This is a genomic window from Pseudidiomarina sediminum DSM 21906 (assembly GCF_000423165.1).
Taxonomy (GTDB): Bacteria; Pseudomonadota; Gammaproteobacteria; order Enterobacterales; family Alteromonadaceae; genus Pseudidiomarina; species Pseudidiomarina sediminum.
Map to the genome: position 1 here is coordinate 150,727 of NZ_AUHL01000005.1, position 13,017 is coordinate 163,743.

Annotated in this window: 12 protein-coding genes; 3 read left to right on the forward strand and 9 right to left on the reverse strand. The window is 46.5% G+C overall.

What is annotated here, in order from left to right; genetic code table 11:
- Positions 1-108: 108 nt before the first annotated feature.
- Both G535_RS0100670 and G535_RS0100675 read left to right on the forward strand, forming a co-directional pair.
- Positions 109-2,328 carry a TonB-dependent receptor gene (locus tag G535_RS0100670; protein ID WP_026860305.1) on the forward strand — a complete coding sequence of 740 codons (2,220 nt, stop codon included), beginning with the start codon at positions 109-111 and terminating at the stop codon, positions 2,326-2,328.
- Between the two features lie 23 nt (positions 2,329-2,351).
- On the forward strand, positions 2,352-3,824 hold the full coding sequence (locus G535_RS0100675; RefSeq protein WP_026860306.1) for a carotenoid oxygenase family protein: 1,473 nt from the start codon (positions 2,352-2,354) through the stop codon (positions 3,822-3,824).
- Between the two features lie 56 nt (positions 3,825-3,880).
- Here the strand turns inward: G535_RS0100675 and G535_RS0100680 are convergent, their stop codons facing one another.
- The 3 genes from G535_RS0100680 to G535_RS0100690 all read right to left on the reverse strand — a co-directional run bounded on the left by G535_RS0100680 (position 3,881) and on the right by G535_RS0100690 (position 7,150).
- Positions 3,881-4,831: a winged helix-turn-helix transcriptional regulator gene (locus tag G535_RS0100680; protein WP_026860307.1), complete on the reverse strand. Its 951-nt coding sequence runs from the start codon at positions 4,829-4,831 to the stop codon at positions 3,881-3,883.
- Positions 4,832-5,021: 190 nt separating this feature from the next.
- Positions 5,022-6,362 carry an MATE family Na+-driven efflux transporter gene (locus tag G535_RS0100685; RefSeq protein ID WP_338053336.1) on the reverse strand — a complete coding sequence of 447 codons (1,341 nt, stop codon included), beginning with the start codon at positions 6,360-6,362 and terminating at the stop codon, positions 5,022-5,024.
- Positions 6,363-6,382: 20 nt separating this feature from the next.
- Positions 6,383-7,150, reverse strand: a complete 768-nt coding sequence (locus tag G535_RS0100690) for a hypothetical protein (RefSeq protein ID WP_026860309.1) — start codon at positions 7,148-7,150, stop codon at positions 6,383-6,385.
- 221 nt (positions 7,151-7,371) lie between these two features.
- On the opposite strand from G535_RS0100690, the gene G535_RS0100695 reads away from it, so the two are divergent.
- Positions 7,372-7,647, forward strand: a complete 276-nt coding sequence (locus G535_RS0100695) for a YebG family protein (protein ID WP_420834812.1) — start codon at positions 7,372-7,374, stop codon at positions 7,645-7,647.
- A gap of 113 nt (positions 7,648-7,760) precedes the next feature.
- Here the strand turns inward: G535_RS0100695 and G535_RS0100700 are convergent, their stop codons facing one another.
- The 6 genes from G535_RS0100700 to G535_RS12550 form a co-directional block, all read right to left on the reverse strand.
- The gene (locus G535_RS0100700) at positions 7,761-8,324 is read right to left on the reverse strand and encodes a hypothetical protein (RefSeq protein WP_026860311.1); all 564 of its coding nucleotides are present in this window, start codon (positions 8,322-8,324) and stop codon (positions 7,761-7,763) included.
- The gene (locus G535_RS0100705) at positions 8,321-9,193 is read right to left on the reverse strand and encodes an HAD family hydrolase (protein WP_198678990.1); all 873 of its coding nucleotides are present in this window, start codon (positions 9,191-9,193) and stop codon (positions 8,321-8,323) included. The genes G535_RS0100700 and G535_RS0100705 overlap by 4 nt, the downstream gene beginning before the upstream one ends.
- 94 nt (positions 9,194-9,287) lie before the next feature.
- The gene (locus tag G535_RS13730; protein ID WP_051206864.1) at positions 9,288-10,361 is read right to left on the reverse strand and encodes a tyrosine-type recombinase/integrase; all 1,074 of its coding nucleotides are present in this window, start codon (positions 10,359-10,361) and stop codon (positions 9,288-9,290) included.
- A 2-nt stretch (positions 10,362-10,363) separates the two neighbouring features.
- Entirely contained in the window at positions 10,364-10,549 is a 186-nt protein-coding gene (locus tag G535_RS14140; RefSeq protein WP_126775181.1) for a helix-turn-helix transcriptional regulator, read from the reverse strand.
- Between the two features lie 320 nt (positions 10,550-10,869).
- A complete protein-coding gene (locus G535_RS0100720; protein WP_026860314.1) occupies positions 10,870-11,103 on the reverse strand; it encodes a hypothetical protein in 234 nt (77 codons plus the stop codon).
- Positions 11,104-11,401: 298 nt separating this feature from the next.
- On the reverse strand, positions 11,402-12,964 hold the full coding sequence (locus G535_RS12550) for a replication endonuclease (RefSeq protein ID WP_051206865.1): 1,563 nt from the start codon (positions 12,962-12,964) through the stop codon (positions 11,402-11,404).
- Between the last annotated feature and the right edge of the window lie 53 nt (positions 12,965-13,017).

Consider the following 13,017-nt stretch of genomic DNA (forward strand, 5'->3'; position numbering starts at 1 on the left):
TAGCGCTGAGCGCCCTTTGACTAAGGACGCTCTAAAACGGCAACTGCCACCTAATAATAAGAATAAACACAGAACAGCTAGCATAAGAAATAGCTGCAAGGAACACACATGAAATACAATCTGCTGTACAAAAGCATGGTCTGTGCATTGTTTCTAAGCACTCCTTATCACTCGGTCATCGCACAAGAAGCTACCGAGGCAGACGAAGAAAAGAAAAAGTCACTGGAAGTCATTATGGTGACGGCTGAGCGCCGCTCAGAGTCGATACAAGAGACGCCAATGTCCATTACCGCATTCAATGAAGAAATGATTGAAGAAGGTGGCATTACCACAATTGATAACATTGCGCAGCAAACGCCAAACCTAAAAATCAATACGTTCAATATTTCAGAGCCACAGCTCTACATTCGCGGTATCGGCACCACTAACGATTCGGCCGGCTCTGATCCTGCTGTCGCTGTATTTATTGATGATGTTTATATTGGCCGACCAAGTGGCGCGTCGATGGATCTCTATGACCTTGAACGCATCGAGGTTCTGCGCGGCCCACAAGGCACCTTATACGGCCGCAACTCAGCGGGTGGCGCCATCAATCTCTTCACTAAGAAACCTCATGCCTACTACGACGCAAAATTCGGTGTCAGCATTGGCAATGAGGAGCTCTGGAATCTACGTGGCTACGTGAATGGCGCTATCACCGATAACGTGTTTGGCAAACTGACCACTAATATTCGCCAACGCGGTGGCTTTGCTGAAAACGTTACAACGGGCCAAGAGTTGGAAGATGAAGATACCAAAAGTGTTCGAGGACAGTTGTTGATCGAAGCAAGTTCAGACGTCGAAGTCTTACTCGGTTTTGATTATACCGACACCTCCGGCAATGGCAGCAACCGCTACCTCACCCGCTTTGACGTTGACCCGATTTTCCCAGTGCAAAGCATTATTGATGCGCAGCTTGCCTCGAACGCCAGTATTGGCAACGATCCTCGTAAGAGCAATAGCAATCTTGTGCAATCTACCAGTAAAGAGATCTTTGGTTTGCAGGCGCGCGTCGAAGCACAACTAGATTGGGCACGTTTCACGTCAATTTCTGCCTATCGTGAAAGTGAATCCTCTTGGTTACAACCACTGGTGCCAATGTTGATGATTCAAGATGGCGGAACCGGGCTGTATGAAATTAACAACGGAGCGGATCAAAAGGCTGATCAGCTCTCACAAGAATTTCGTTTAAACGCTGAAACAGATACCTTGAAATGGGTCGCTGGCTTATTTTTCTTCAAAGAAAACATAGAGCGTGATGAAACCTTCCAAACCTATTTTATTCCTGGTCTTTTACCGCCAGCTATTTCAGAGGGCGATGTAAGTTTCTTCCAAGACGCCACAAGTGAAAGTGCCGCCGCATTCGGTCAAATCACCTGGGATGCAACGGATGATCTTGCGCTAACCCTCGGTGCCCGCTATACCGACGACAAAAAGAGCATTGATAACATTGCCGTCAATAATCGCGACACTGCGATTGGGGGCATCCCACTCAATGGTCCAGGCTACAGTGTGGAAGCTAGCGAGTCATGGTCAGATACGACCTACCGCGCAACCGTTGATTACAACCTAACGGACAATCATTTGCTTTATTTTACCTACTCTGAGGGTTTCAAAAGCGGTTCGTTTACTGGACAACAAAGCAGCCCAATTATCGCGGCGACACCAATTCTGCCTGAAACTTCAACGAACTATGAAATTGGTGCCAAAACCGAGTGGTTTGATAATCGTTTACGCTTGAACGTCACCTACTTCCAGTTAGATTACGAAGACCTACAAACCTTCACGCTCGTTGATGGCACGACCCTTGTGGCCGATAACTCCAATGCTGAAGTTTCCGGGTTTGAAGCTGATTTCGCCCTTTTGGTTACTGAAAACTTAAAACTAACTGGTACCTACGCTGCGCTCGACGGAGAGTTTGTTGATGGTCAACACCAAGGTAATGAAACCCCACGGAGTCCCGGTACGAGTTGGTCGTTAACGCCGACCTACACGATGCCATTTGGCAGCGACGGCTGGCTCGATTTCGCTGTGAACTTCTCGTATACCGACGAGTACTATATCGATACAGCCAATGACCCACGTGGCTTACAAGACGATGTTTTACTTATGGACGCCTCAATCAAATACAGTCCAGAAGCCGGTGACTGGGATCTATCTTTATGGGCTAAAAATATCCAAGACGAGTTGTATACCGTGCATAGCATTAACGGCAACCTAGGTGGCGCCAGCGAAATCTATGCGCCACCGCGGACGTTTGGAATCACCTTTAACTATTACTGGTTTTAACCACAGTTTCCCAGGAGAACGCTATGAGCAGTACTATTGTTGACAACCAAGCGCCCTTTGGTGAAAAACACGGGCCTTTCGTAATGGGCGCATATGCGCCCGTTGCAGAAGAACTTGTCCTTACTGACTTGCCGGTTGAGGGTTCCATTCCAACAGACCTTAACGGGGTCTATTTACGCAATGGGCCGAACCCAATGTTTGCGCCTAAAGGGTCGTACCATATCTTCGATGGCGACGGCATGATTCATGCGGGCCTGTTCCACAATGGCCGCTTTACCTACCGCAACAAATATGTGCAAACAGCTGACTTAGAGAAGAAAAAAGCCGCCGGTGAAGACTTATTTTGGAGTGTCACCACGTCGGTCAAAGACAGCAGCGATAAACCTATGGCTGATGCTGCAAACACCGATATTATCGGTTTTGCAGGAAATGCCGTAGCGACTTGGTACTTGGCTGGTATTCCGCACATTATTGACCCTATCTCGCTCGATACCATTAAAGCTGCTCCAGAATACGTTAGCGGCTTAGGCAAGGGAATGTCGGCACATTGTAAAGTGGATGAAGTCACCGGTGAGTTGCTCTACTTCGACTACTATACACAAAAGCCACATATGAGCTACGGCGTTGTCAGTCCAGAGGGTCAACTTATTCATCATGTACCGGTAGAGTTACCGGGGGATCGTTTAATGCACGATATGGCGATTACCGAGCACTACTCGATATTGCATGATGTCCCGTTGTACCATGACACTGCAGCGTTGAAAGCAGGTCGTCATAAAATCATTTTTAATTCACAGTTACCAATGCGCTTTGGCGTGATCCCTCGCATGGGAAGCTCAGACAGCGTGCAATGGTTCAATTTCTCTCCCTGTTTCATCTACCACGTTGTCAACGCTTGGGAAGAAGGCGATGAAATTGTCATGGTCGCGTGCCGTTATATGCCTGCAAAACACGACGACGGTAGTATCGACGAACAACGCACCGCAAAAATGATCGCGACCCTTGCTATGGACGCCCGCTTGTGGCGCTACCGTATGAACGTGAAAACAGGTGAAACCCACGAAGAATGTCTCAACGACGAACACAATGTGGAGTTCCCAGGGTACAACAGTGCTATGACAGGGCGTAAAACTCAGTGGGCTTATCTCGTTGATCATCATCCCAATACGCTACGTTGGACCGGCATTCGCAAAATGAACACCGATACAGGTGAGAGCTGCGGCGCCTGGTCAGATGACCATGACCATTGCTGGTACAGTGAACCATGGTTTGCGCCTGCGGATAACGCGCAAAGTGAAGACCATGGTTATGTGGTTACCTTCTGCTGGAACGACAAAACTTGCATTCAACAACTGCAAATTTTTGATGCGCAAAATGTTGGCCAAGGGCCGATTGCACGTATTACCTTGCCGCAGCGTATTCCCGCTGGATTCCATGCGTGCTGGATGAAACCAAACCAGATTGCGACCTGGCATCAACTCGACAACTCGTTTTAGAATCAAGGTTCTCCCCAAAGTTAAAACGCCCAACCAGTATTACTGATTGGGCGTTTTTATTTGGCTGAACTTTTACTTATTTGCAGGGTGTAGCTGACCTCTGTCGGCTGCACTGGTTGTTGACATTCGGAGCAGAGCATCTCAAAGGCTAAAGGCTGTCCGCAGGTTGTGTGCGTAAGTAATAAGGGCGGTCCTTCTGGCGAAGGCAACCACTTATCACCCCACTTTAATAACGCCACAATAATCGGATAAATCGCCAAACCTTTCGGTGTCAGTTTGTATTCAATACGCCGCGAATCCGTCGGCACCTGATTGGTTGTAAGTACGCCCTCTTCAACCAATTCAGACAGTCGACCGGCGAGGATATTGGTTGCAATCGCCGTTTCTTTAAGGATTTCTTGGTATTGATTCACTCCGGTAAAAATAGAGCGTAAGATCAACATTGACCAGCGGTCACCAATGATCTGAATAATTTCGTCATGCAAGACAGTATTACCACTCGACTTGGTCGACTTACGCCGACGCGCACTGTAGGTGGCTTCCATTAGACCTACACCTGGCCCTTTTTCCCAAGCCATATCACGCGGGCTGATCTCACCTTTACAGGCATTGCACGCTGGGTAAGGTTGTGTAACTTTGCCACAATTTTTGTGCGTAAGAACCACTTCGAGTTTACCAGGTTTAATACTCCACTTGCGCTCCCAATAAAGCATAGCAAGCGCCAAAGGAAAAAAGTCTAAAAAGCGCTCCGTCGCCCGGTATTCATAACGTTTCGGTCGACTGCTGTATTCAACCCGCGTCAAACAGTCGTTATTGATAAGACGCTTTAAACGATCACTCACGACCGGCTTGAGTAAGCCTGTTTGGCGGCAAAACTCATCAAAGCGACGCGCACCCAACCAGTAGCTTTGGATCACCAAAAGAGTTGGCGCATCGCCAACAACTTCAAGCGCGCGCCAAATGGAGCAGGTTTGAATGAGTTTTACATTACTTGGGGTGGTCGACAATTGACTAAAATCCACATTGATAGAGGGCGGTGATTCACTGGGCTAATGCCCTTTAAATCAAGCGTTCGTTTACTAAATCGATACCGGATATTATCCGAAAAAGTGCCCAGTAATGCAAGGAACTGCCGGCTCTGATGCTTGATAGCTAGTGTTGCGCGTTACTCGTCACAACATCGGTGGGAAAAGACCATCAAATGGTTTGCAAAAGCGTTTTTCTGCGCAGACCTAGGTAGAGCGTCCAGGTGATCAGAGCATCGATCGTCATACCTATTCCAAACATCAGCGTAATGCGCTCCAAAGTAGGAACGAAAACGCCAAACTGGTAGAGAATAAATGCGCTACCGTAGAACAGAATGTTCACAATCAGCGACTGGTACAACATCAAGTCCGTTCGTCCCAGCCCATAAAAATAACTATCAACCACATTATTGAGGGTAAATATCGCGTAGAAGCCTACCATTAACCAAACAACATTCGTCACAGGTAGTGATGGTTGCACGCCCATAACGTTGCTAATAAAACCCTCCCAAGTCGATGCACTCACAAGCCAAATCAGAACAATGCCGAGACTCAGCCATAAGTAACTGCGCAGGCGCTCTTCCGTAAGTCCATTACTGGTCGCGGTGTCTCGCTTAATCAACTGTCCTAACGCAAGCACAGGCAGCAACAACCATCCCCAAATAAACTGATTCGCGACCCAAAAGTTGCCGGCTTGTCGAACCTCGTTGATGAGCTGCAATATCATGATCACGAAGGCAGCATTTCTAACGAAAGACTCTAGACCGGACTTCCAACCAATTAGCCACCACTCGCGCAACCAGTTATGACTGATCCAACCAGAATAACTTCTTTGCAGCACAATACCGCAGCGCGATAGATAAACGAGAGCGATGAGCGCAAGTACTCCATTAACCACGAGGTTACTCACGGCGATACCCATCACGCCTAGCTGCAATGAGTAAGCATGTTGGCTCACCAAAAAACTGTCACAAAGTATCGTTAGCAAGGATTGCGTAATCAGAAACCAATACAGATGTCTTTGCCGATTTTTCAGAAGCAGCACTAACGACACAAACGCATAAACACTCGAAAGTAAAATCGCGATAGATTCCAAGCGAATATACTGCGCAGTCTGCAGCCAAAGCCCCTCTTGTTGCTTGACCGCTTGCACGAATTCAGGCGCGAACACAAGTACAATGAAGGTCAGCCCTGCGTAGCTCATTAGAGTCACCAGCAGCGCAACGCCCGCTCTGGCGCGAAACTCCTCTGTATGTTTGATAACGCTGCCAAGAATAAAAGCTAGTGGCACCAATAGCGCCTCTTTTAGAACTTCATAGCCGACGTTTAACCAGGTCACTTGTGCGGCAATGGTAAAAGCTGAGGCGCTTGGCAGCGCGCCCAAAAAATGAACGCGTGTGGTGGCATAGATTAACGGAATAAATTGGGTCAGGATTAACGCCAACCACAAACGATAATTAATCGCTTTGAATGCTTCGAAATGCAACCCGTTAGTCCTACGCCACCTAACCAAACTTCTGTTTCAACGTGCGGTTATTTTGACAGTTGCACGCGCACAAACCGTGCAGGTTTGATATCCATCACCAACCCAGAAGTTAAGGTTGCGGCCTCATGTCCCACCCATAGCGGCCCTTGTTGATACAGGTGTAAATTCATCATTCCCTGCGCACCTTTTAGAATAATGCCATTACTGGTGTCAGGCATGGACTGTTTTTCATGAGGGATAGCAACCAACTTGCCGAAACTGTAATTTTCAACATCGACGCGACCATCAGGGTACTCCAACAACGCAACGATACTGCTCGTTGCCGCATGACCGACAATTCCCAAGTACAGTGTCGGAGTTTCTGCGGCATCGTGCGCTTGTGTTGATCTCAAGAGCTCCGCGTGACGCGCCGTAAAGCGGTCCGCAGCAGGCAGATCCTGCACTGGTTGCAGGTGATACGAGTCAGTCAACAGGTGCTGTTCTGACGCATCGTGATGCAATTCCAACACCCGCAATCCATTCCCAGGATCAGGCGCTAAGATCAGTTGCGCGTCAGCAAACGTTACCGTGCATTTAAGTGCGTCACACTTGAGCGGAGCGGGCTTGGTTGTTTGCCGTTTCATTTGCAAAAAACCGCTCGACAGCGATGAACTAATAAATGCAGCCTCACCATTCTCTGACACCATCAGCAAGTTGTAAGTAAAGCTTGTACGCTCAACCCCCTCATAGACGCCACTGGCGATCTCGAGCTTTGCCGGCGCTGCAATCGCAGGTAAATTCAAAAGTGCAAAAACACCCAAAAGTATCCGTTTCATAGTGAGTTACATCCATCCATAGCGAAAGTGAATCTGATTGATATTAACATTTTAGAAACATAACAGAATTACCCTAGAGATAAAATGGGGTTGCGGCCAATTTCATAAAACTGTATAACTACTTAACTGTACAAACATACAGTATTAATTCTGAATGCTCATGAGGACAAATAATGGCAGTTGTGACGCAATACGTTGTAGTTCGAAACGGAGAGGAAAAAATGACATTTACCAGCAAAGCTGAAGCCGACGCCCATGACAAAATGCTGGATATGGTCGATGAACTCCTCCCGTTACTGGAACGCAGTGAAGCTGTAAACGACGAACAAAAATTAGAAGACCTCGCCTTCTTCCTTGCCCGCGAACGCGAGCAAGTACTGATCGCCCTCGGCGCGAAAAAGCCAGCCAAGAAAAAAGCTCCCAAGCCGGCGGCAAAAGTCGAGCCTGAAGCCGAGAAAGCTGACGCCACAGCAGAAGCTGCGAGCGACGCGGCGTAATCTTACTGACGAGCAGGCACAAAAAAGCCGCTCATTGAGCGGCTTTTTATTGAATGTGGTGGAGCTGGCGGGAGTTGAACCCATAGTAAACCCTTTTTTATTAAACAGTTAAACTACTTGTGCGACTCATCGCAACTATCTGTACATTGAGTTTCGTTTGTTAAATCTACCGAAACCGTTTCAATATTGTTGAAACAGGCCAAGAGCACCGACATTCCTGACAGCAACAAAAACATGAATGTATGGAATAATGGTGCACGCCTCGAACTAGATAGCTGTATCCCCAATATCGAGCTATCGGCACTCGCCTTTTTTATATGCTGCGTAAGTTGCACCTCTGTCATTCTTCTATTTATCTCAGACTCGACTAGTAGGCCTGCCTTCACGCTACCCAGCAAAAACGGCGTATACCATTTCACGTCTAGAAACCAGATTACAACCCAAAACAGTGCACCAAACATCAATAATGCCGAAGCTACTGGTATACTAAAACCCGCATCTGTTAGGGTCATCTCATACCCTGAGCGAAAAGTCAAACCTGCGGCGCCCACCAACGCAGCTACAAGAATAAAGCCTAAATGCCGAACTTTCATAGCAACATCGTTAAAATGGCGCTGAGTCTCAACAATCTCTTTCCAAACTGTGATCTGATTTTCGAGAATATCTTTATCGTTCATGCTTTTTTTTTTCTAAAGTTGATTATTTCCAAAAGCTGATCAAACCGATCTATGGTGTAATCTGGCTTCAAATGCTTACTATTCCTTTTGATTTCCTGCTCTCGCTCAACATCTGCATCGGTCCAATGAGTAACGGCTTGCAGTAGTTCATATCTTCTATCATCCCCTTCGAAGTGGCCCGTACCATATTTCGCGAAAACAGCTGTAACGCCTGCTTGGAGGGCCATTTCTACGTCTTTCATTTCACTATCACCCACATACACGCATTCCTCGGGCGTAGCGCCTATCTCTTTTATAATATCGAGTAATAATCGTGGATTTGGCTTTAATTCACCTTCGGGCGTATGTTTTGATTTCATAAAATCAAAGGTAATTTCGGTTCGTTGCTCTTCCTCAATCGGAACACTATGATCTGAGGGTGAATATAATATTTCAATAAAATAATCTAGGCCTAGGCGTTTGAGACGGTTCTTGGTGTACCATTCCTTTGATTCAGTATAAGCAATAACCCTTACTCGTCGAGATTTAAGTTCAGCCAAGGTGTCGTAAACACCTTTATATAACTTTAGATGGGTCATCCTCTCACTGCGGTAAGCATGAATAGCCTCACTCAGTTCGTCATTAATTCTTTGTCTTGAGCCATATTTTTTTTGTAAAGACGGTAGTTTTTCGAGTACAAACGCATATTCCGCAGTGCCGTGCTCTCTGTGTACTGGACGAATTTCTTTTATTAATTGCTCTTTTGAAATACCGGAGATTTCGACCACACGTTCGAGCATCGCATTAAACGAGCTGTACCAGATTTCAAACCAGTCATATAAAGTATTGTCTAAATCGGTAATGAGAACTGACTTACTAGGTTTATACACTTGATAAAACTCCATTTATTTTTTTATGAGTGTAACCCATGTTATGCGCGGGATAAATCCGATAAGGATTAACACTGTTTAGCATAGTGTTAGTTTAATTCCTAATCCAACGACCATAAACTTTCCAAATCATCGCACAATCTTTGTGCCCAAGTTGCTGAGCAACCCAAAGCGGGTTGCACCCCACAGACAAAAGTGAGGACGCATAGGTATGCCTACACGCATACGGCTTTCTATATTCGACGCCGGATATTCTCACTGCGGGCACCCAGTATCGATCACGCGGAATACTATCATTCCCCCAACGTTTGTGGGTTTTAGGATCTCGGAACACGTACCCAGTATATTCTCGTAACCTATTCAAAACTCCCAAAGCTTTTGGGTGAAGCTCATGTGTTCGGTTACTCCCTGCGGTTTTCGTACCTGCCTTGCGCCCTTTTACAATTGATTCACGAATGAAAATCACTCCACGTTCCATATCAACGTTTTCCCATCTCAAGCCGATTTGCTCTCCTGTTCTCAACCCTGTCCAGAATGCAAATTCATAAAAGTCTCGAACGTACCCCTGTGGCAATGCTGCTAAAATTCTCTCACGTTCATCGTTGTTAAAGGGCTCTACTTCTTCGCGTTCGGTTTTTAGGCGCTTAACACTTTTCATAGGATTTCGTATGAGGATGTCATCATAAAGCAAATAATCAAACGCTTGGCTTAGTAGACTTTGTACCTCGTTAGCTGTTTTGGGGTTAAGTTTGGTTTTACGCTGCCACTCGCGAAAGTGAGATGGTTTAAAATCGCAAACACGAATATGCCCGAAGTTTGGCAATATGTGGTTATCCATGCGGCCACTGTTCGTTTTGAGCGTACTGTAAGCCCAATTTTTGTGACTTTGCTTGAACCATTCTTCGCACATTTCAGCAATAGTAAGAAGTGCAGCTTTATTATCGGAAAATTCGAATGCCAGCTTACTCTCTGGAAATTCACTCGCGTAGTCGAACTCACCAAAATCAATCTTCATTTGAACTCGATCACGCTTGCGTTTAACGAGTTTAAGGTTCTCGGGTGTGGGTTCGACGCGCACCGTTTCACGACAGCGACGACCTTTGAAGATAAATTCCATGCGAATCGAGTGTTTGCCAACACTGATGCCAGGATATTGAGATGCTTTCATAGTTAGCCCCTCTCAACCCAGCGTTCGTACTCCACGATATTAATGAAGTAGCGACGATTGCGAATTGTGAAATGTTTAGCGACCATCCAGCGGCCGTTACGGATCAGCGCGTAAACTGATTTACGAGTGAAGCCTGTTTCCTCACAGAATTTGTCGAGCTTCACCCATTTGGTAGAAGTAGTATTCATTTGCAGTACCAATAGCCTCGTGGCTATCTTTGATAGCCAGATTAGTCCTAATGCAGCACGGCAAATAGCCGAGCGCATATCGCGAGTGAGACTGCCATTGGTAGTAAAATGAATTGTATAAAAACAATAAAGGATTTGCGTTTTAGGACTATGGGGGCCGTTTAGGTTATCGTATCGTTCAAGCGGTTTAAGTCTATCGGACCGAGTTTTAGGTGCTGCCCCTGCATGGCACTGTGTATTTTTCCAAATATGTCTTTGAGTCTGCAATGTGTCGTTTTCTGACAGTCTCGAAGCAAACATAATCCAACCTCAACAATCTGTCAACACTCTATCGTAAACTTTGTAAAGAGTTCGAGTTTGGTGAATTGCTTGACGCATGACTGAAATTTCACAATCACTTCTACCTCATGATTCATATCTAACACCCCGACGATGACACCAATATCTTTGATCTGATGCGTGTGATTGTTGTTTGGGTGTACCGCATGATTAATGAGCGATACCGCTTCATCATGCGTGAATATGGTGGTATCTCGGTCTACTTGATGTGTCATTTGGGGTTGTCCTATTTTTACCGTACAGTTATTTACACAAGTCCAAGGGCCACTTCAGCAATTCACCCGACCTGCGGTCGGCTGAACCGCTTCAGCGGCTCAGCCTAAAACCCGATTGGCTTCATTTTTTGACTCGCATTTGTCATTTGAGCTTTTTTGAGGTCATTTGACTTCTTTTCTTCATAAAAACCATCATTTGAACCCTTCATTGAATGAGGCCTCATTCGTGTTTCTGAATCCGCAATGTTGCAGACAGGGCGAAATCTCTTGCTTTGCAAGATACTCCTAAATCAGCGCTCTAATACAGCATGCCCACTCCGTCTCTGGGTTGTGGTGATTTCGACATCCAATACCATTTCTTATAACGCGTAAGCACGCCAAACAACGCGTTTCGTAAGCCAATTACTCGTGGTCGGCGAGGCTCACCATATTGGTTCAAATTGGCTAACTCATGCGCTTGCTCGTCGATGGAAGATGAAGAGTAGACGGGATGAATATCTCGCTTCGAAGTTCCACCGAAACCACCCATAGCTATACAAAATGCTGCCCAATTTGACGAATCTGCCGCGAGACGCAATTCTTCTAGTGTTTCATCTTTGACGCTATGCGAGAGTCTACGCAACTCTCTCCAAACGGTTACACTTGGCCCACCTATTTGTGCAAACTTACGAATACCATGTGCTGACGCCCAAGCGCGGGTGCGACGCGCGGCTGAACGCCTACCCGCGTCGCCCTCCCTCGCGCCCTTTATGCCGTTAATGTTTTTTGCAATGTACTTCGCCAGATACCCAGCTGCGGAGCCGCGTTCTCGGTCTATATCAACAAAGTGTGTTCTATATTTGGTTGCTCCTTTTTCATTGGGGCTATCCTGCATTGCATAGCGCTTCACGATACGTTTTAGGTGTTTAAGCTTGTCGGGTTCAACGAAAAGCAGTATATGCCAGTGCGGCGTACCATCATGATTCGGTTCGGCAACGCGCATGCCGTAGGGAGCAATTTCAGAACGTGAGAACTTAGCGCGAATAAGCTGCCATACATGGTTTAGGTACTCGTTAGCCTGTTTGGGTGATGTGCCATCGAATTTTGGATTAGGTTTACCGCTTGCCTTGAGGATAGGATGCATGCGTGACGGTGTACTAAGTGTGATCATTACACCCACATGCCCCTGATAGTCCGCAACTTGCTCGAATCCACGAATACGCACCATCCATTCTGCGAATAACACATCTGGATTCGCAATGGTATGTTCACTGACCTCTGCTAAATTAACGCTCTCACCGTCAGCGCTAACTAGTAGCGTGCGTTCAAGAAACTCTTGGCTCTTGAGTAGCGATTCTTCGAAATTCTCAAAAGTTTTGTCGCCACAATAAAGACCGCGACGAGAACTGACGAGATGCAAAGCACGCTCGGTTTCAGCTAATGCCTCATTACTTTTATGTCGAAGCCGACGCTGCCAAAATCGCTCGTCGCTTAATCGTTTCAGTATTTCATAATCGGTAAACTGCAACTCACCTAACTCATAATGTGCAAAGAGTTGGCGACACTTACCGACTGCCATAAATGGGGGATAATCGCTTCGGTATCTACGGCATTCGTTCGCTTGGCGTTTTGCAAATGCGCGATGCGTTGAATGATCGAATAAGTCGAGATCGTCGATTTGTGCGAATGACTTTATGTTTTCAAGTAACGCAGCGGCTTTGTTCGCATCGTAATGTTCGTAGTCGCGTAAAACACGATTGAGCAGCGAATGTGCTACCGAAAAGTTGGCATGAGACGTACGTAAAGGGGGTGTTTTTTGGCTATTTAGGGGGTATTCAAGGGTACTCGCGCGAACTTCGTCGACTTGGCGAAAGAGTTGCAACGCCTTGTTATTGCTTGGAAAGATAGAGCCAGCGCGCGATGCGCTGACTCTGG

Excerpts from the sequence above, each read along its gene's own strand:
- G535_RS0100670 (WP_026860305.1), top strand. The coding sequence starts at position 109 with ATGAAATACAATCTGCTGTACAAAAGCATGGTCTGTGCATTGTTTCTA.
- G535_RS0100690 (WP_026860309.1), bottom strand. The coding sequence starts at position 7,150 with ATGAAACGGATACTTTTGGGTGTTTTTGCACTTTTGAATTTACCTGCG.
- G535_RS14140 (WP_126775181.1), bottom strand. The coding sequence starts at position 10,549 with ATGAATACTACTTCTACCAAATGGGTGAAGCTCGACAAATTCTGTGAG.
- G535_RS0100695 (WP_420834812.1), top strand. The coding sequence starts at position 7,372 with ATGACATTTACCAGCAAAGCTGAAGCCGACGCCCATGACAAAATGCTG.
- G535_RS0100720 (WP_026860314.1), bottom strand. The coding sequence starts at position 11,103 with ATGACACATCAAGTAGACCGAGATACCACCATATTCACGCATGATGAA.
- G535_RS0100675 (WP_026860306.1), top strand. The coding sequence starts at position 2,352 with ATGAGCAGTACTATTGTTGACAACCAAGCGCCCTTTGGTGAAAAACAC.
- G535_RS13730 (WP_051206864.1), bottom strand. The coding sequence starts at position 10,361 with ATGAAAGCATCTCAATATCCTGGCATCAGTGTTGGCAAACACTCGATT.
- G535_RS0100700 (WP_026860311.1), bottom strand. The coding sequence starts at position 8,324 with ATGAACGATAAAGATATTCTCGAAAATCAGATCACAGTTTGGAAAGAG.